The following is a 17451-nucleotide window of genomic DNA, read 5'->3' as shown; positions in this document are numbered from 1 at the left end:
CGCGGCCGAGCCCCCGCGCCCGTGGAACAGGCACATGCTCGCACTCAGAAGATCCTACGACCGGATCTTGGAAATTATCGCCGCAGTGCTGATGGCGGCCCTCACCGTCATCATCGTGCTCGGCTTCGTGTTCCGGGCCGCCGGCCTGTCGCTGGTCTGGTACGACGAGGTCGCCTCGATCGGCCTGTGCTGGCTCACCTATTACGGGAGCGCCCTGGCCGCCCTGCGCGGCGCCCATATCGGCTTTCCTGGCATCGTCAACGCCTTTCCGCCGTCGCTGCGGGTCGCCAGCACCATCCTGGCGGAGATCATCGTGCTGGTCTTCTTCGTCATCCTCACCGTCACCGGCCTTGAGGTGCTCGACATCCTCCAGGGCAGCACGCTGGTCTCGCTACCGAACGTGTCGCTGGTCGTCACCCAGTCGGTGATCCCGATCACCGCGGTGCTGTTCATCATCGCCGAATTGATGCGCTTTCCCGAGGTACTGGCCGCCGCGCGCGGTTCCGGCTTCGAGGATCACGAGCTGAAGGAAGCGCTCGAAACCATTCAAGAGACCCCGGCAGGCGGAGGCACGTCCCGATGAGCAGCACAATGGGTCTGATGTTCCTCGGCCTGTTCGGCATGGTCTTGCTGAACGTGCCGATCGCCGTGGCGCTCGGCATGGTGGCGGTCATCGCCATCTGGGCGACGCAGGGCGGCGACATGCTGCCAAATGTGGCGCTGGTCATGTTCGAGGGCGCCACCAACTTCCCGCTTCTCGCCATCCCGCTGTTCATCCTGGCGGGCGGCATCATGAACTCGTCGTCGATCTCGCGGCGGCTGATCAACCTCGCCTCGGCGATGCTGGGCTTCATCCGTGGCGGCCTCGCCATGGTGACGATCGGCTCGTCGATGTTCTTCGCCGAGATTTCCGGCTCGGCCGTGGCCGGCGTGGCCGCGCTCGGCTCGCTGCTGATCCCGGCGATGAAGAGCCGGGGCTACAGCAAGGAGTTCGCCGCCGCCATCTCGTCCTCGTCGGCCAGTCTGGCGATCATCCTGCCGCCCTCCATCCCGATGATCCTCTACGCGGTCATGGCGCAGGTGTCGGTGGTGAAGATGTTCATCTCCGGCCTGCTGCCCGGCCTGCTCGGCGGCGCCGGCCTCGCGCTGGCGAGCTGGTACTACGCGGTGAAGAACGACTTCCCCGTCGAGCAGCGCTTCGCCTGGAGCCGGCTGGTGACGGCGTTCCGCGAAGCCCTGTGGGCACTGATGCTGCCGGTCATCATCCTCGGCGGCATCTTCGGTGGCTTCGTCACCGCCACCGAGGGCGCGGCGGTCGCGGTGTGCGCCGCGCTGTTCATCGCCATCGTGGTCTATCGCGAGCTGAGCCTCGCGGCGCTGTACCGCGCTCTCGTCGACGGTGCGCTGCAGACGGCGGTGGTGATGCTGCTGGTCGCCTCCTCGGCGCTGGTCGGCGTGTTCCTCACCGAGAGCCGGGTGCCGCAGGCGCTGGCGAGCTCGATCGCCGACTTCACCACCAACCCCTACCTCGTGCTGCTGCTGCTGAACGTCCTGTTCCTCATCCTCGGCATGTTCCTGCACTCGGCGGCGGCGATCATCCTCACCGTCCCCATCGTCCTGCCGCTGATCCAGCAGGTCGGCATCGACCCGGTGCATTTCGGCCTTGTGCTGACGCTGAACCTCGCCATTGGCCAGCAGACGCCGCCGGTCGCCTCGGTGCTCATCGCCGCCTGCTCGATCGCCAAATCGGACATCTGGCAGACCACCAAGGCCAATCTCGGCTTCCTGTTCGTGCTGCTCGTGGTGCTGATGATCTGCACCTATGTGCCCTGGTTCGCCCTGGCGCCGACGCAGTGGTTCTATGGCGACCCCACGATCGGCGCCATGCCGACCAACTGACGGCCGATTACGCCGGATACCCAAGCCTCCCCGGTACCCACCGGGGAGGTTTTTCTTTGCCTGCCGGGCGGCGGAAGCCAGCCGCAACGCAAAAGGCCCCCCGCACGACGAGTGCGGGGGCCTTGGCAAAACAGGCAGTCTGGCGTGTGGCTCTACTCTGCCGCCTGCAGCTGGCGCGCTGGCGCTCCCGCCCGTGCCGCCGCAAGGCTTTGCGCCAGCACGGCGACCACATGCACGGCCTCGCGCGCGGCGCCGTCATGGATCTGGTGGCGGCAGGAGGTGCCGTCGGCGACGATGAGCGTTCCCGCCTCCGCCGTGCGCACTGCCGGCAGCAGCGACAGCTCGGCCATGGCGAGCGAGGTATCGATGGTCTCGCTGTGATAGCCGAAGGCACCCGCCATGCCGCAGCAGCTCGACTCCACCGTCTCCACCTGCAGCCCCGGCACCAGCCGCAGCGCCTTCTCCACCGCGCCCATGGCGCCGAAGCTCTTCTGGTGGCAATGGCCGTGCAGCAGCGCCTTCTCGGCCAGCGGGGCCAGCGGCAGGTCGAACCGGCCGGCGTCGATCTCGCGGGCGATGAATTCCTCGATCAGCAGCGCATGGGCGGAAAGCGTCTGCGCTCCCTCCCCCGGCAGCAGCGAGGGCAACTCGTCGCGGAAAGCCAGCAGGCAGCTCGGCTCCAGCCCCACCACCGGCACGCCGCGCGCCACGAACGGAGCGTAAGTCTCCAGCACCCGCCGCGCCTCGGCCTTGGCCTCGTCGACCAGCCCGGCGGAGAGGAACGTGCGCCCGCAACATAGCGCACGCTTCTTGCCGTCCACCGGGCGCGGGATGTGCACGCGGTAGCCGGCAGCGGTCAGCACCTCCAGCGCGGCGACGATGTTCTCTTTTTCGAACCAGCGGTTGAAGGTGTCGGCGAACAGCACCACCTCGCGACCGCCCTCCGGCCCGAACGCCACCGCGTCCTCGCGGAACGCGTCCGCCCGCCAGCGCGGCAGCGAGCGGCGGGCACTGAACTGGGCGAGAACTTCCGAGAACTTCGCCGCGCCCGGCAGCCTGTCGCGCAGGTTCAGCAGCCACGGCACGCGCGAGGCGAGGCCGGCATAATGGGGGAGATAGGCGACCAGGCGCTGGTGCAGGGTGATGCCCTTCGCCTTCGCCCGCGCCGCCAGCGCCTCGATCTTCATCTTGGCCATGTCGACGCCGGTCGGGCATTCGCGCCGGCAGCCCTTGCAGGAGACGCAGAGCTTCAGCGTCTCCATCATCTCGTCGGAGGCGAGCGCGTCGGGGCCGAGCCGGCCGGAAAGGGCGAGGCGCAGCGTGTTGGCGCGCCCGCGCGTCACATCGCGCTCATTGCGGGTGACGCGGTAGCTCGGGCACATCACACCGCCCACCGCCTTGCGGCAGGCGCCATTGTTGTTGCACATCTCGATGGCGCCCTGCAGGCCGCCGCCCTCGCCGGAATAGCCGGACCAGTCGAGCGCCGCCGTGATCGGCGCCACCTTGTAGTCCGGGGCGTAGCGGAACAGGCTCCGATCGTCGAATTTCGGCGCCCGGACGATCTTGCCGGGGTTGTAGAGCCCGTTCGGGTCGAAGCGGTCCTTCACCTCCTCGAAGGCGTGGACCAGCCGGCTACCGAACATGGTTTCGTGGAATTCCGAGCGCACGATGCCGTCGCCATGCTCGCCGGAATGCGAGCCCTTGTACTCGCGCACCATGGCGAAGGCTTCCTCGGCGATGGCGCGCATCGCCTTCACGTCCTTCTCCAGCCGCAGGTTCAGCACCGGGCGCACATGCAGGCAGCCCTCGGAGGCGTGGGCGTACCAGGTGCCCTTGGTGCCGTTGCGCTCGAAAACCTCCGTCAGCCGCGCCGTGTAGTCGGCGAGATGCGGCAGCGGCACGGCGCAGTCCTCGACGAAGGAGACCGGCTTTCCCGCCTGTTTCATCGACATCATGATGTTGAGGCCGGAGGTGCGCACATCGGCGATGGCCGCCTGCAGCCCGGCCTCGCGCACGCTCACCACGCCGCCCCAGCGGGCGCCCTCGCGGTCCCAGCCGAAGCCGAGAGCGCCCATCGTGTCTTCCAGCAGCTTCAGCCGGCGCTCATTCTCCGCCTCGTCCTCGGCAAACTCGACCAGAAGGATGGCGTCGGGCGTGCCGCGCACGAACTGCTTCAACGTCGCCTGGAACATCGGGATCTCGCCGGCCAGTGCCAGCAGGGTGGAATCCACCAGCTCGACCGCGATCGGCTTGAGCTTCACCAGATGCTGGGCAGCGTCCATCGCCTGGTAGAAGCTGCCGAAATGGCAGGCGCCGATCACCTTCTTTCCGATCAGCGGCCAGAGCTTCAGCTCGATCCGGGTGGAATAGGCGAGCGTGCCCTCGGAGCCGACCAGGATATGAGCGAGGTTGCTGCCCCGCGCATTCGGAACCAGCGCGTCGAGATTATAGCCGCCGACGCGCCGCTGCACGGCGGGGAAGCGCGCCGCCACCTCGTCCGCCTCGCGGGCGCCGAGATCGAACAGGTCGCGGGCCAGCGGGGCCAGCGGCGAATCCGGCGGCAGGGTCGAGAGATTATGGTCGATGGCACCGAAATGCGCCTTGGCGCCGTCCGCCAGCATGGCGTCGATCGAGAGCACATTGTCGCGCATGGTGCCGTAGCGCAGCGAGCGGCCGCCGCAGCTATTGTTGCCGGCCATGCCGCCGATGGTGGCGCGCGAGGCGGTGGAGACATCAACCGGAAACCACAGCCCGTGCTTCTTCAGCGCCCGATTGAGGTCGTCGAGCACAATGCCCGGCTCGACCACGCAGCGCCGGTTCGCCACATCGAGTTCGAGAATGCGGTTGAGGTGCTTGGACCCGTCGATGACGAGCGAATCATTGATCGTCTGGCCGCATTGCGAGGTGCCGCCGCCGCGCGGGGTGACGGGGATGCCCTCGGCGCGGGCGAGCGCAATGGCGCGCTCGGCCTCCTCCGTCGTGCGCGGCACCACGACACCCAGCGGCATGATCTGGTAAAATGAGGCGTCGGTGGCATAGCGCCCGCGATTGAAACGGTCGAACCACACGTCTCCCGAAACTTCCGCCTTCAGACGTCGCTCCAGTCCGGGCGTCAGCCGTGCCGCCATGATGTGCTCACTCCCTCACGCCCGTCTCTCCAGCGCCGTCGCGCCGCGATGGACTTAAACGCATTTTGCATTCATAATTCATTTATGCAAGATGGGACGCCGAAGCGGGCCATCGCCTGCTACCCGCTCGCATCCGTGAAGAGGCGCCGCCAACAGCGCCGACCAAGGGAGAAGACCAATGTCCAGCAATGCCGCCCGGGTCGCGGGTCGTCATTTCCTGCAGATTCCGGGGCCGACCCCGGTGCCCGACCGCATCCTGCGCGCGATGGACATGCCGACCATCGACCATCGCGGACCCGAGTTCCAGAAGCTCGGCAAGCGCGTGCTGGACGGCATGAAGACCATCTTCAAGACCGACAACCCGGTCATCATCTACCCCGCCTCCGGCACCGGCGCCTGGGAAGCCGCCCTCGCCAACGTGCTCTCGCCCGGCGACAAGGTGCTGATGTTCGAGACCGGCCATTTCGCCACGCTATGGAAGAACATGGCGATCAAGCTCGGCCTGCACCCGGAGTTCATCGCCTCCGACTGGCGCATCGGCGCCGATGCCGACGCCATCGAGGCGCGGCTGCGCGAGGACAAGGCCCACGAGATCAAGGCGGTCTGCGTCGTTCACAACGAGACCTCGACCGGCTGCATCTCGCTCATCCCCGAGGTTCGCAAGGCGATCGACAATGCCGGCCATCCGGCGCTGCTGCTGGTCGATACCATCTCCTCGCTGGCCTCGATCGACTTCCGCCATGACGAATGGGGCGTCGATGTCACCGTATCAGGCTCGCAGAAGGGCCTGATGCTGCCGCCGGGCCTCTCCTTCAACGCCATTTCCGACAAGGCGCTGGCGGCGGCGCGCAAGTCCTCGATGCCCAAGCTGTTCTGGTCGTGGGAGGAGCAGCTGCCGCACAACGCCAAGGGCTATTTCCCCTACACCCCCGGCACCAACCTGCTCTACGGCCTCGCCGAGGCCATCGACATGCTGCATGAGGAAGGGCTGGACAACGTCTTCGCCCGCCATGACCGCCATGCCGAAGCCACCCGCCGCGCCGTGCGCGCCTGGGGGCTGGAAGTGCTCTGCCGCGACCCGAAATACTATTCGTCCTCGCTGACCGCCGTGCTGATGCCCGAGGGCCACGACGCCGACTCCTTCCGCGAGAAGACGCTGAACCATTTCGACATGTCGCTCGGCACCGGCCTCACCAAGCTGTCCGGCCGGGTGTTCCGCATCGGCCATCTCGGCGACACCAACGACCTGACCATGCTCGGTGCGCTCTCGGGCGTCGAGATGGGCCTGTCGGTCGCCGGCGTGCCGCACAAGAAGGGTGGCGCACAGGCGGCGATGGACTACCTCGCCGACTGCGCCCGCGACACGCTGAGCGCCGCCGCGTAAGGCAACACGCTCCAGCCGGCATGCGAAGTTCGTCGACTTGCGAAATCCGCCGGCTGGAGCGATTTAAGGGGGGTGGAGATACCGCCTGCCGCGCCGCCACGCGCGGCGACCTGGAGATGCGCCTTATGGCGACGTCGGATACGGCCATCATTCCCCGGCGCAGCCTGCATGACGAGCTGGCGGCCCAGCTGCGCGACATGCTGATGCGCGGCGACCTGAAGGCCGGTGACAAGATTTCCGAGCAGGCGCTGTGCCAGCGCTTCGGTGTCTCCCGCACGCCGCTGCGCGAGGCGCTGAAGGTGCTGGCCAATGAGGGGCTGGTGATTCTCTCGCCCAATCGCGGCGCCAGCGTCGCCCGGGTCTCGCCGGACGAGGTGGACGAGCTTTTCCCGATCATGGGGGCGATGGAAGCGCTGGCCGGCGAGGCCGCCTGCGCCCGCGCCTCCGAATCCGATATCGCCGCCGTGCAGGCACTGCATGACCAGATGCTGGTGCACTACCGCGCCAGCGACCCCGCCGCCTATCTCAGGCTCAACCGGCGCATCCACGAAGCCTTCTTCGACATGGCCGGCAACACCGCCCTGACCCAGCTCTACCAGACGCTGATGGTCCGCATCCACGCGGTGCGCTTCGTCGCCCAGAAGTCCAGCGACCGCTGGCGCGAGGCGGTGGAGGACCATGAGGAGATGATGGCCGCGCTCCGCGCCCGCGACGGCGCCCGCCTCGGCGCCATCCTCAAGCTTCATCTCCGCCACAAGGCGGCGATGGTGCATGAATCGCTCGAAGACCTCGCCCGCGCGGCCGAATAGACCTGTCGCCGCACCGCGTCATCCCGGACGGCCGGAGGCCGATCCGGGATCGTTTTCATGTGGGTGCGCTTCCCGGCCCTGCGGCTGCGCCTTCGGCCGGGATGACGCCTGAACGAGCGACGCTCAGTGCCCCCTCACGCCGCTTTCAGTTCGGCCGCGCTCTTCAGCGCGCCTTCGAGCGCCGCCTCGCGCCGGCCGGCGGCGATGCCCTCGGCGATGATGAATTCGGGCTCGACCCCGATGAAGCCGAACACCCAGCGCAGATAGGTCTCGGCGTGTTCGGCCACGGCGGCGAAAGACGGATCGGCATAGCTGCCGCCGCGCGCCAGCGCCACGATCACCCGCTTGCCCTTGGCCAGCCCCTCGACCGCGCCGCCGGCGCCATAGGCGAAAGTCTTGCCGGGGACCAGAATGCGGTCGATCCAGGCGCGCAACTGGGTGGGAACCGAGAAATTATACATCGGCGCGCCCACCACTACGATATCGGCGGCGAGGAAATCGTCGAGCGCCTGCTGGCTCGCCGCATCGCCCTTGCCACCGGACAGCGGGTGGTCGGCCGGCATGGAAGCGGGCGTGGCGTGCGGCAGCGGGTCGGCGGCGAGATCGCGATAGACCACACGCAGCGTGGGATCGGTCGCCGTCAGCCGCGCCACGATGGCGGCGCTGACCTGCCGGCTCACCGAATGATCGCCGAGGATGGAGGAATCGAGGTGCAGAAGCGTCGTGCTGGACATGAGGGCGACCGTCAGTTTCAGGTTACGTTTTGTAACCTGGACTAATTACGTGCCTGTTCGTATCCTGCGCAAGAACGCACATCGCTGAACCTGAGGCACAGGCACGTGACTGAGGAACATCCCCCTTTCCACACCGAAGGTTGCCTCGCCGTCAGCCGCGTGCTGGCGCGCATCGGCGACAAATGGAGCGTGCTCATCGTTATGCTGCTGGCTGGCGGTCCGCGCCGCTTCAACGAGATGAAGCGGATGGTGGACGGCATTTCCCAGCGCATGCTCACCCTCACCTTGCGCGGGCTGGAGCGCGACGGGCTGGTCTCGCGCACGGTCTATCCCAGCATCCCGCCCCGCGTGGATTACGAGCTGACGCCGCTGGGTCATTCGCTGCGCGAGCCGGTCATGGCGCTCGGGCAGTGGGCGCAGGCCAATCTCGCCTACATCGCTGAGGCCCAGGCTGCGTTCGACCGGCGCGGCGGCGCCCCGGAGGCGGCACCAGCACCGGCGCAGCGGCCGCGCTGAGCCCGCTTCCCGCCATGGCGGCGACGCGCTGCATCCGTAATTATTGATGAAATCGTCGGAATGCGGTAGAAAACGGCATCCACGGCTCGTTCGGGCTCGGAGCCCCATACCGGGCCCGCGCGCCCGGCTCTCAACGTCGAGAACACGGGTGGGGGCACCGACCCGCCTGAGGACCATCGCATGCCCGCCTCCACGATCGTCCGCCATTCCCTGCATGAATCGCTGGTGGCGCCGCTGCGCGAGATGATCCTGCAGGGCGAGTTGCAGCCGGGCGACAAGGTGCCGGAAGAACAGCTCTGCGAGCGCTTCGGCGTGTCGCGCACGCCGATCCGCGAGGCGCTGAAGGTGCTGGCGGCCGAGGGCGTGCTGCAGATCCTGCCGCATCGCGGCGCCATCGTCGCCCGCATCACCGAGGAGCAGATCGACGAGCTTTTCCCGATCATGGCGTCGCTGGAGCGCCTTGCCGGCATGCTCGCCTGCGCCCGCGCCTCCGATGCCGACATCGCCCGCGTGCGGACCCTGCACGACGCGATGATGGGGCATTTCGAGAAAGATGAGGAGGTGGAGTATCTACGCCATAACCGGCTGATCCACGAGGCCTTCTTCGCCATCGCCGGCAATGCGACGCTGTCGGCCTATTACCAGCAGATCCTCACCCGCATCCATGCCTGCCGCTTCGTCGTGCGCAAGAGCCGCTACCACTGGGCGGCGGCGGTGGAGGAGCACAAGGCGATGATCGAGGCGCTGGAGGCGCGCGACGCCCCGCGACTCGGCGCGCTGATGGAGCGGCATGTCACCGGCACCACCGCCGGCATTGCCCGCGCCTTCATCGAGCGCAGCCAGGCGGCCAAGCGCCGTGAAGCGGAAGAGCGCGCCGACGCCGACAAGCCCCCCTCTCCGCGCGCCGGACGCCTGGCCGCTCTCCGCGATTCCTGATCGCTCGCCTTCCGACGCGCCCGCCAGGCGGCAGATCTGTAATTATTGATTGCTAATGCGGGCGTGGCTCGCAGAAAGGAAAACCGATGAGCGACATTCGAGAGCCGATCGGCGACACCTCAACCGCGACGCAAGCCCCCCGCGTCCGCCCGCTGCCGCTCGCCGGCGTGCGGGTGCTCGATGTCAGCCAGGTGATGGCCGGCCCCTATAGCTGCATGCTGCTCGGCGATCTCGGCGCCGACGTGATCAAGATCGAGCCGCCCGGGACCGGCGACCAGACGCGTGGCGCCATGGGCTTCAAGATGAAGGGGCCCGACTCGATGGGCTTCCTCAACATGAACCGTAACAAGCGCTCCGTCGTCCTCAACCTGAAGAGCGAGGCCGGCCGCGAAGCCTTTTACGAGCTTGTGAAGACCGCCGATATCCTGGTCGAGAACTACCGGCCGGGCGTGATGAAGAAGCTGAAATGCGATTATGAGACGGTGGCCAAGTACAATCCCCGCCTCGTCTACGCCTCCATCTCCGGCTTCGGTCAGACCGGGCCCTGGGCCGGCCGGCCGGGGTTCGACCTGATGGCGCAGGCCATGTCCGGCGTCATGAGTGTCACCGGCCATCCCGGCGGCCCACCCGTCAAGGCCGGCGTGCCCGTGGCCGATATCGGTTGCGGCCTGTTCGCCACCTATGCCGTGCTCGGCGCCTATATCGGCGCCAAGAACACCGGCGAGGGCCAGTATATCGACGCCTCGTTGTTCGAGGCGGCGCTCGCCTTCTCGGTGTGGGACATCTCGGAGTATTGGGGTCGTGGCACCGAGCCGATCCCGCTCGGCACCGCCAACCGCATGACCGCGCCCTATCAGGCGGTGAAATCGCAGGACGGCTATTTCGTCATGGGCGCCACCAGCCAGAAGCTATGGCTGCAGTTGTGCGAGACGCTGGAGCGGCCGGATCTGGCCGCCGATCCGCGCTTCGCCACCATCCCCGACCGGTTGGACAATCGCGTGGAACTGATCGCCGAGCTGGAAAGGACCTTCGTCACCCGCACCTCCGACGAGTGGGTGGAAACCCTGCTCGCCGTCGGCATTCCCGCCGGCACCATGTACACCTACCCCGAAGCCTTCGAGAGCGAGCATGGGCGGCACCGGCAGATGCGGATGGAGATCGACCATCCGCATGAAGGCAAGGTGTCCAATATCGGCTTTGCGGTGAAGCTCACCGGCACGCCGCAACAGGTGACCCGCCATCCTCCCCTGCTCGGCCAGCATACGGACGAGGTACTGAGCGAGATCGGCCTCGACGCTGCCGCCGTGGCGGCGCTGGCCGCCCGCGGAGCCTTTGCGCCATGAGCCTCGCCGCCCCTGTCGAAACCACCGCCGCGCCGAGTGAAGGCCGCGTCCACTTCACGCGCGAGGGCGCGGTGGCGCGCCTCGTCTTCGATCGCCCCATTGCCCGCAACGCCATGACCTGGCGGATGTATGAGGAGATGGCGCAGGCCTGCGCGGCCATCGCCGCCGACCCGACCATCCGCGTCGCCGTGCTGCGCGGCGCCGGCGACCGGGCCTTTGTCGCCGGCACCGATATCGAGCAGTTCCGCGCCTTTGCCTCCGGCGCGGACGGCATCGCCTATGAGGAAAAGGTCGACCAGTATGTGAGCCTGCTGGAGCAGGTGCCGGTGCCGACCATCGCCGTGGTCGAGGGCTGGGCGGCGGGTGGCGGCATGGCGATCGCCAATGCCTGCGACTTCCGGCTTGCCACACCGGGCGCGCGCTTCGGCGTGCCGATCGCCCGCACGCTGGGCAATTGCCTCTCCGCCTCGAACCTGCAGCGCCTCGTTGCCACCCTCGGGATCAGCCTGGTGCGCCGCATGCTGCTCGCCGCCGAGATGCCGACCGCTGAGGAAATGCCCCGGGATTATGTCGCGATCCATGCGCCGGACGCGATCGACGCGGCGCTGGAGGATTTGTGCGGGCGGATCGCCGGCAATGCGCCGCTCACTTTGCGCGTCACCAAGCAGATGCTGTCGCGCCTCGCCCATGACCCGCAGGCCCCCGATGCCGATCTGGTGCGCGAGATCTATGGCAGCGCCGATTTCCGCGAAGGCGTCGAGTCCTTCCTCGCCAAGCGCCCGGCGCAGTGGCGGGGGGAGTAGCTGGGTCAAAGGTCGTCATCCCGGCCGAAGCGCCGGGATCGCTGTCCGATCAGTCCGCAATCCCGGATACGGCGTGACGGCCGCTCCGGGATGGCGTCTGGAACGTGCCGGCCTCAGCGGATCGGCGGCGCGTACTGGATGCCGCCGGCGCTCCACAGCTGGTTGATGCCGCGCGGAATGCCGAGCGGCGACTGCGCGCCGATATTGCGCTCGAACACCTCGCCGTAATTGCCGACGCTTCCGACGATGCGCATTGCCCAGTCCGGGGTCAGGCCCAGCTTCTCGCCATAGGCGCCGTCCGACCCGGCGAAGCGCTTCACATCAGGCTTTTCCGACTTTGCCGCCTCGTCGAGCGTCGCGGTGCTGATGCCGAGTTCCTCGGCATTCAGCAGCGCGTAGAAGCTCCACTTGACGATGTTGAGCCAGTTGTCGTCGCCCTGCCGCACCACCGGGCCGAGCGGCTCCTTGGAGATCACGTCGGGCAGCACGACATAGTCCGCCGGCTTGGCGAGCTTGAGCCGCAGGGCATAGAGCTGCGACACGTCGGTGGTCAGCACGTCGCACGTGCCGTCGGCATAGGCCTTGACGACATCGTCGACGGTCGGCAGCTGGATCAGTTCCAGCTCCATCTTGTTCTGCTTGAAGTAGTCCTGAACGTTATCGATGCTCGTCGTGCCGGCCTGGGTGCAGACCTTGGAGCCGCCCAGTTCCAGCGCGCCCATCACGTTCTTGGCCGCGGGCACCATGAAGCCCTGGCCGTCATAATAGGAGACGGCGGCGAACAGCAGGCCGAGATCGGCCTCGCGCTGCATGGTCCAGGTCGAGTTGCGCGAGAGCAGGTCCACCTCGCCCTTCTGCAGCGCCGGGAAGCGGGCCTCGGCCGAGAGCGGCACATACTCGACCTTCGACGCATCGTCGAAGATCGCCGCCGCCACCGCCTTGCAGAAATCGACGTCGAATCCGGCCCACTGCCCCTTGTCGTCCTTGGCCGAGAAGCCGGCGAGGCCCTGGCTAACGCCGCATTTCAGCGTGCCGCGCGCCTTCACGTCGGCAAGCGTGTTCGCCTGTGCGACGCCGGCCGTCAGAAGTACACCGGCGGCGGCCAGCGCGGTTGCGATCCTGTTCATCTTTCCCCCAGATCCGATCAAAAGGCGAGCGGCCAGACGTGCGGCGCTCACAGTTCCGGCGCCTGCCGGATGACCACCTTCGTCCCCACCGGGACACGATTATAGAGATCCTGCACGTCGGAATTGACCAGGCGGAAGCAGCCGGACGAGATCGCCATACCGATCGTGTTCGGCATGTTGGTGCCGTGGATGCGGTAGACGGTGGAGCCGAGATAGAGCGCGGCGGCGCCCATCGGGTTGCCCGGCCCGCCGGCCATGAAGCGCGGCAGATAGGGCTGGCGCTGGATCATTTCCGGCGGCGGCGTCCAGTCCGGCCATTCCGCCTTGCGGCTGACCTTCTGCAGCCCGGCCCACTGGAAGCCGTCGCGCCCGACCCCGATGCCGTAGCGCAGCGCCCGATTGTCGCCGAGCACGAGGTAGAGGAAGCGCTCATTGGTGTGGACGATGATGGTACCCGGCGGCTCGTTGGTGCGGAAATAGACCGGCTGCCGGCGGAAGGCCGGGTCCAGCTGTTCCTCGTCCGCCGACGGCACATAGCCGGGCTTCTCCGGCACATCGACGATCTGGTTGCCCATGCCCGCCGCCGGGCGCATCTGGGCCTGGGCGCCGGCCAGCGGCAGCGCGAGCGCCATCGCCAGCGCTGCGCCGAGCAAGCCTGCTTTCATCGTACCGAAAGGCATCGTGTCGTTTCCCCTCTGAAGGCGTGGCGCGCGCAAGGCGGGCCGCCGAGTCACGGGTCGCTCCCTGAACGGGGATCGAACGGGGGAAATGACCTCAAGTCAATCACAGTGTGATGAAATCTGCGCCGGCCGTCACCGGCGCAGATCGCGTTGCATGCGCCCGAGGCACTCAGCGCAGGTAGCTTCCCACCAGTGCCTCCAGCCGCTCCTGCCGGCCCGAGCGCGGCTGCGGGTCGAGGCCTTCCGCCTCCACGCGGGCGGCGATAGCCTCCAGCGAGCTGTCGGCCGCGAGCATCGCCTTGTTCGCAGGCGCCTCCCAGCCGGCATAGCGCTCATCGACCGCCTTCTGCAGCGCGCCATCCTCGATCATGTCGGCGGCGATCAGCAGGGCGCGGGCGCACACATCCATGGCGGCCGCGTGAGCGATGACGAGGTCTTCCGGCTCGATCGACTGGCGCCGCACCTTGGCGTCGAAATTGGTGCCGCCGGTGGTGTAGCCGCCGGCGCGGAGGATTTCGTACATCGCCAGCGCCGTGTCCTCGACATTGGTCGGGAACTGGTCGGTGTCCCAGCCGGACTGGGCGTCGCCCTTGTTCATGTCGATGGAACCGAAAATGCCGAGCGCCGCCGCCATGGCAATCTCGTGCTCGAAGCTGTGGCCGGCCAGCGTGGCGTGGTTGGCCTCGATATTGACCTTCACCTCCTTCTCCAGCCCGGCGCGGCACAGCAGGCCGTAGACGGTGGAGACGTCGAAATCATACTGGTGCTTGGTCGGCTCCTGCGGCTTCGGCTCGATCAGGATCGTGCCCTTGAAGCCGATCTTGTGCTTGTGCTCGACCACGAGATTGAGGAAACGGCCCATCTGGTCGAGTTCGCGCTTCAGGTCGGTATTGAGCAGCGTCTCATAGCCCTCGCGGCCGCCCCACAGCACATAGTTCTCGCCGCCCAGCTCGTGCGTCACTTCCAGCACGTTCTTCACCTGCGCGGCGGAGTAGGCGAACACATCCGGGTCCGGATTGGTCGCCGCGCCCGACATGAAGCGCCGGTTGGAGAACAGGTTGGCCGTGCCCCAGAGCAGCTTGGTCTTCGAGGTCTCCATCTTCTTGGCGAAGATGTCGGCGATGGCGCGGACATTGGCATTGGATTCCGCCAGCGTCTTGCCCTCGGGGGCGATGTCGCGGTCATGGAAAGCGAAGAACGGCACGTCGAGAATGTCGAACAGCTCGAACGCCACATCCGCCTTGGCGCGCGCGAGCGCCAGCTCGTCCGTGCCGTGCATCCACGGGCGCAGGAAGGTTTCGCCGCCGAAGGGGTCGCCGCCCGGCCAGGTGAAGCTGTGCCAATAGGCGACGGCGAAGCGCAGATGGTCCTCCATCCGCTTGCCCAGCACCACCCGGTCCTTGTCGTACCAGTGGAAGGCCAGCGGATTGCGGCTCTCGGGGCCGGCGTAAGTCAGCTTCTCGATCGAGGGAAAGAAGCGGGCGGTCATGAGGTCACTCCCTTGAGCGCGGGGTACAGCGCCTTGTAGAGCGCGTGGCGTTCCGCATAGGCCTGTTGAAGAACGGGGTCGGGTTCGATGGTCTCCAGGCGGCGCGGCGGCAGGCAGATCTCGGCCGGGCTTTCGCCGGTGGCCGCCATGCGGGCGAGCCGCGCGGCGCCGAAGGCCCCGCCCCGCTCGCCATCCTCGACGCGGTTGAGTGGAATGCCCAGCACGCTGGCCAGCACCGCGATCCAGAAGCGCGAGCGCGAGCCGCCGCCGATCACGTCCGCCTGGGTCAGCCGTGTGCCGGCGGCGGAGAGTGCGTCGAGGCAATCCTTGAAGGCGAAGGACACGCCTTCCAGCACCGCCTGGGTCAGCTCGTCCCGGCCGGTGTCATGGTCCATGCCGACAAAGGCGGCGCGGATCGCGGTGTCGTTGTGCGGCGTGCGCTCGCCGGAGAGATAGGGCAGGAAGGTGGCGCGCGAGGGCGCCTTGGGCGCATCGCCCAGCGGCGCCAGCAGGTCGCCCGGCGCCTCCTTCGCCACATTCGCCCACCATCCCAGCGCCGAGGCGGCCGACAGGATCACCCCCATCTGGTGCCAGGTGGCGGGAATGGCGTGGCAGAAAGCGTGCACGCTCGATTGCGGGTTGGGCGCATAGCGGTCCGTCGTCGCCCAGAGGACGCCCGAGGTGCCGAGCGAGACGAAGGCGTCATTGGCCCCGATCGCCCCGAGCCCGATGGCGCCGGCGGCATTGTCGCCCGCCCCGCCGGCCAGCACGGGCGGGTTCTCCATGCCCCAGCGCGCCGCCAGTTCCGGCTTGATCCGCCCGGCCGCCGCGCTGCCCTCGACCAGGCGCGGCATGTGCTCGCGCGACATGCCGGTCGCCGCCAGCGCCTCGTCTGACCAGTCGCGCCGGCCGACATCGAGCCAGAGCGTGCCTGAGGCGTCCGACATCTCCTCGACCATCTCGCCGGTGAGGCGGAAGCCGACATAGGCCTTGGGCAGCAGCACCTTGGCCATGCGGGCGAACAGGTCCGGCTCGTGCTTGCGCACCCACATCAGCTTGGGGGCGGTGAAGCCGGGAAAGGCGAGGTTGCCGGCGACCTGGTGCAGCGCCGGAAAACGCTCCTCCAGCTCGCGGCATTCGGCGGAGGAGCGCCCGTCATTCCACAGAATCGCCGGGCGCAGCACCTTGCCGAAGGCGTCGAGCAGCACCGCGCCGTGCATCTGGCCGGAAAGGCCGATGCCGCGCACGGCGGCGAGCGCCTTGGGCTGCTCGGCCTTCAGCGTGTCGATGCTGGCGAGCGTCGCCTGCCACCAGTCCTCGGGGCTCTGCTCGCTGAAGCCGGGCTGCGGGCGGGAGATCGCCAGCGGGGTCTCCGCCGTCGCGATGACGCTCTGCGCGTCGTCGACCAGCACCGCCTTGATCGCGGAGGTTCCAATATCGAGGCCGAGATACATGCCTCACACCCTTTCGGCATAACGGAGAGAAAACGTCACGGCAGGTTGTCCCGCAGGAAGATGTCGATGCGGATACGTTCCTGTTCGTTCATCAGCGGCTCGCCGGCGCAATGGGCCAGCAGCACCCGGGCGGCCGAGCGCGACTGGTGCCCGGCATCCTGGTTGATCACCGCGTCCATCACCCCGCGCAGCAGGAAGCGGCGCGTGTCGTCGGTGAGGTCGTGGCCGATGAAGATGAGGTCGCCGGCGCGGTTGGCGGCCGAGACCGCCGCGGCGATGCCGCGATTGCCGGCGCCGACATTGTAGAGGCCGACGAGGTCCGGCACGTCGCGCAGCATCTGCGAGACGATGGCCTCGTTGCGCTCGTCCTCGTCGAGGCTCTCGCGCACCGGCAGCACCTTCAGCGCCGCATATTCGCCGGCCATCACCTGGGTGAAGCCGAATTGCCGCTCGGCATGGTCGCGCAGTGCCGGTGTGCCGACGATGAGGCCGATCGAGCCGCGCCGTCCGCCGGCGAAGCGCCCGAGCAGGGTCGCGGCGGTGCGGCCGGCAGCGATGTTGTCGATGCCGACATAATGCAGCCGGTGCGAGGACGGCACGTCCGACACCAGCGTCACCACCGCCACGCCCGAGGCGGCGAGATCGTCGATCGCCGCCCGCACGCGCGGATGGTCGAGCGCCACGACGGCCACACCGTCATAATGGCCCATCAGCCCCTCAAGCGCCGTGGCCAGGGTCTCGGGGGCGAATACGTCGACGCGCAGCGTGTCGATATAGGCGTTATTGGCGGCAAGCCAGCTCGCCGTGTTCGCCACCTGCTCGCCGAGCATCCGCATGAACACATTGGCGCCAGCCGGCAGCACGAAGCAGAAACGGTAGGTTTCCCCGCGCGCCAGCCGGGCGGCGGCCAGATTCGGGCGGTAGCCGAGGCGGGACACCGCCTGCTTCACCCGCTCGGCCGTCACGCCCCGTACGCCGGCACGGCCGTTGAGCACGCGGTCGGCGGTGGCCAGCGAAACGCCGGCCTCGCGGGCGACGTCTTGCAGGGTTATGCGCGAAACACCTCTGGACATGACGCCATGTTGCCCTCAAAATCTGAGGTACGCAACTCAGGCTGTGGAGCGCCGCTTTAGACCAAAGAGCGAGGAG

General features: G+C 67.8%; 15 protein-coding genes. 8 read left to right on the top strand and 7 right to left on the bottom strand.

The features are described 5' to 3' along the window. Positions 1 to 34: 34 nt before the first annotated feature. Together BLO63_RS00800 and BLO63_RS00795 are read left to right on the top strand one after the other, a co-directional pair. Positions 35 to 583: a TRAP transporter small permease gene (locus BLO63_RS00800; RefSeq protein WP_091435931.1), complete on the top strand. Its 549-nt coding sequence runs from the start codon at positions 35 to 37 to the stop codon at positions 581 to 583. Then, entirely contained in the window at positions 580 to 1899 is a 1320-nt protein-coding gene (locus BLO63_RS00795) for a TRAP transporter large permease (RefSeq protein ID WP_244517542.1), read from the top strand. Before BLO63_RS00800 ends, BLO63_RS00795 begins: the two co-directional genes overlap by 4 nt. Positions 1900 to 2051: 152 nt before the next feature. Here BLO63_RS00795 and BLO63_RS00790 read toward each other — a convergent pair whose 3' ends face one another. Further along, positions 2052 to 5027: an FAD-binding and (Fe-S)-binding domain-containing protein gene (locus BLO63_RS00790; protein WP_091435928.1), complete on the bottom strand. Its 2976-nt coding sequence runs from the start codon at positions 5025 to 5027 to the stop codon at positions 2052 to 2054. A gap of 178 nt (positions 5028 to 5205) precedes the next feature. Between BLO63_RS00790 and BLO63_RS00785 the strand changes: the two genes are divergently transcribed. Next, positions 5206 to 6411, top strand: coding sequence for a pyridoxal-phosphate-dependent aminotransferase family protein (locus BLO63_RS00785; RefSeq protein WP_091435927.1), 1206 nt, complete (start codon positions 5206 to 5208; stop codon positions 6409 to 6411). A gap of 125 nt (positions 6412 to 6536) precedes the next feature. After that, entirely contained in the window at positions 6537 to 7220 is a 684-nt protein-coding gene (locus BLO63_RS00780) for a GntR family transcriptional regulator (RefSeq protein ID WP_091435925.1), read from the top strand. A gap of 134 nt (positions 7221 to 7354) precedes the next feature. Here the strand turns inward: BLO63_RS00780 and BLO63_RS00775 are convergent, their stop codons facing one another. Then, on the bottom strand, positions 7355 to 7954 hold the full coding sequence (locus tag BLO63_RS00775) for an FMN-dependent NADH-azoreductase (protein ID WP_091435923.1): 600 nt from the start codon (positions 7952 to 7954) through the stop codon (positions 7355 to 7357). Between the two features lie 105 nt (positions 7955 to 8059). On the opposite strand from BLO63_RS00775, the gene BLO63_RS00770 reads away from it, so the two are divergent. The 4 genes from BLO63_RS00770 (at position 8060) to BLO63_RS00755 (ending at position 11552) form a co-directional block, all read left to right on the top strand. Continuing rightward, positions 8060 to 8470, top strand: a complete 411-nt coding sequence (locus tag BLO63_RS00770; RefSeq protein WP_091435922.1) for a winged helix-turn-helix transcriptional regulator — start codon at positions 8060 to 8062, stop codon at positions 8468 to 8470. Between the two features lie 180 nt (positions 8471 to 8650). Beyond that, positions 8651 to 9406, top strand: coding sequence for a GntR family transcriptional regulator (locus BLO63_RS00765; protein ID WP_091435920.1), 756 nt, complete (start codon positions 8651 to 8653; stop codon positions 9404 to 9406). Between the two features lie 86 nt (positions 9407 to 9492). After that, positions 9493 to 10749 (top strand): CaiB/BaiF CoA transferase family protein, encoded by a 1257-nt coding sequence (locus BLO63_RS00760; RefSeq protein WP_091435918.1) that lies wholly within the window; start codon positions 9493 to 9495, stop codon positions 10747 to 10749. Next, positions 10746 to 11552, top strand: coding sequence for an enoyl-CoA hydratase (locus BLO63_RS00755; RefSeq protein WP_091435917.1), 807 nt, complete (start codon positions 10746 to 10748; stop codon positions 11550 to 11552). The genes BLO63_RS00760 and BLO63_RS00755 overlap by 4 nt, the downstream gene beginning before the upstream one ends. Before the next feature lie 113 nt (positions 11553 to 11665). On the opposite strand, the gene BLO63_RS00750 is transcribed toward BLO63_RS00755, so the two are convergent. From BLO63_RS00750 to BLO63_RS00730, 5 genes are all read right to left on the bottom strand, one after another. Continuing rightward, positions 11666 to 12679 carry an amino acid ABC transporter substrate-binding protein gene (locus BLO63_RS00750; protein ID WP_091435915.1) on the bottom strand — a complete coding sequence of 338 codons (1014 nt, stop codon included), beginning with the start codon at positions 12677 to 12679 and terminating at the stop codon, positions 11666 to 11668. Between the two features lie 47 nt (positions 12680 to 12726). Continuing rightward, positions 12727 to 13359 carry a L,D-transpeptidase gene (locus BLO63_RS00745; RefSeq protein ID WP_091435913.1) on the bottom strand — a complete coding sequence of 211 codons (633 nt, stop codon included), beginning with the start codon at positions 13357 to 13359 and terminating at the stop codon, positions 12727 to 12729. Positions 13360 to 13528: 169 nt separating this feature from the next. Next, positions 13529 to 14848, bottom strand: coding sequence for a xylose isomerase (gene xylA / locus BLO63_RS00740; protein ID WP_091435911.1), 1320 nt, complete (start codon positions 14846 to 14848; stop codon positions 13529 to 13531). Beyond that, entirely contained in the window at positions 14845 to 16302 is a 1458-nt protein-coding gene (xylB, locus tag BLO63_RS00735) for a xylulokinase (RefSeq protein ID WP_091435909.1), read from the bottom strand. Before xylB ends, xylA begins: the two co-directional genes overlap by 4 nt. A 35-nt stretch (positions 16303 to 16337) precedes the next feature. Then, positions 16338 to 17375 (bottom strand): LacI family DNA-binding transcriptional regulator, encoded by a 1038-nt coding sequence (locus BLO63_RS00730; RefSeq protein ID WP_205409235.1) that lies wholly within the window; start codon positions 17373 to 17375, stop codon positions 16338 to 16340. Positions 17376 to 17451: the final 76 nt, after the last annotated feature.

The organism is Ancylobacter rudongensis (genome assembly GCF_900100155.1).
In the GTDB taxonomy this organism is placed as follows: Bacteria; Pseudomonadota; Alphaproteobacteria; order Rhizobiales; family Xanthobacteraceae; genus Ancylobacter; species Ancylobacter rudongensis.
The sequence above is the reverse complement of the archived record's forward strand: the minus strand, read 5'-3'. Positions and strand labels throughout refer to the sequence as shown.

Coding starts and splice junctions, on each gene's coding strand:
- BLO63_RS00800 (WP_091435931.1), top strand. CDS start 35: ATGCTCGCACTCAGAAGATCCTACGACCGGATCTTGGAAATTATCGCC.
- BLO63_RS00795 (WP_244517542.1), top strand. CDS start 580: ATGAGCAGCACAATGGGTCTGATGTTCCTCGGCCTGTTCGGCATGGTC.
- BLO63_RS00790 (WP_091435928.1), bottom strand. CDS start 5,027: ATGGCGGCACGGCTGACGCCCGGACTGGAGCGACGTCTGAAGGCGGAA.
- BLO63_RS00785 (WP_091435927.1), top strand. CDS start 5,206: ATGTCCAGCAATGCCGCCCGGGTCGCGGGTCGTCATTTCCTGCAGATT.
- BLO63_RS00780 (WP_091435925.1), top strand. CDS start 6,537: ATGGCGACGTCGGATACGGCCATCATTCCCCGGCGCAGCCTGCATGAC.
- BLO63_RS00775 (WP_091435923.1), bottom strand. CDS start 7,954: ATGTCCAGCACGACGCTTCTGCACCTCGATTCCTCCATCCTCGGCGAT.
- BLO63_RS00765 (WP_091435920.1), top strand. CDS start 8,651: ATGCCCGCCTCCACGATCGTCCGCCATTCCCTGCATGAATCGCTGGTG.
- BLO63_RS00760 (WP_091435918.1), top strand. CDS start 9,493: ATGAGCGACATTCGAGAGCCGATCGGCGACACCTCAACCGCGACGCAA.
- BLO63_RS00755 (WP_091435917.1), top strand. CDS start 10,746: ATGAGCCTCGCCGCCCCTGTCGAAACCACCGCCGCGCCGAGTGAAGGC.
- BLO63_RS00750 (WP_091435915.1), bottom strand. CDS start 12,679: ATGAACAGGATCGCAACCGCGCTGGCCGCCGCCGGTGTACTTCTGACG.
- BLO63_RS00745 (WP_091435913.1), bottom strand. CDS start 13,359: ATGCCTTTCGGTACGATGAAAGCAGGCTTGCTCGGCGCAGCGCTGGCG.
- xylA (WP_091435911.1), bottom strand. CDS start 14,848: ATGACCGCCCGCTTCTTTCCCTCGATCGAGAAGCTGACTTACGCCGGC.
- xylB (WP_091435909.1), bottom strand. CDS start 16,302: ATGTATCTCGGCCTCGATATTGGAACCTCCGCGATCAAGGCGGTGCTG.
- BLO63_RS00730 (WP_205409235.1), bottom strand. CDS start 17,375: ATGTCCAGAGGTGTTTCGCGCATAACCCTGCAAGACGTCGCCCGCGAG.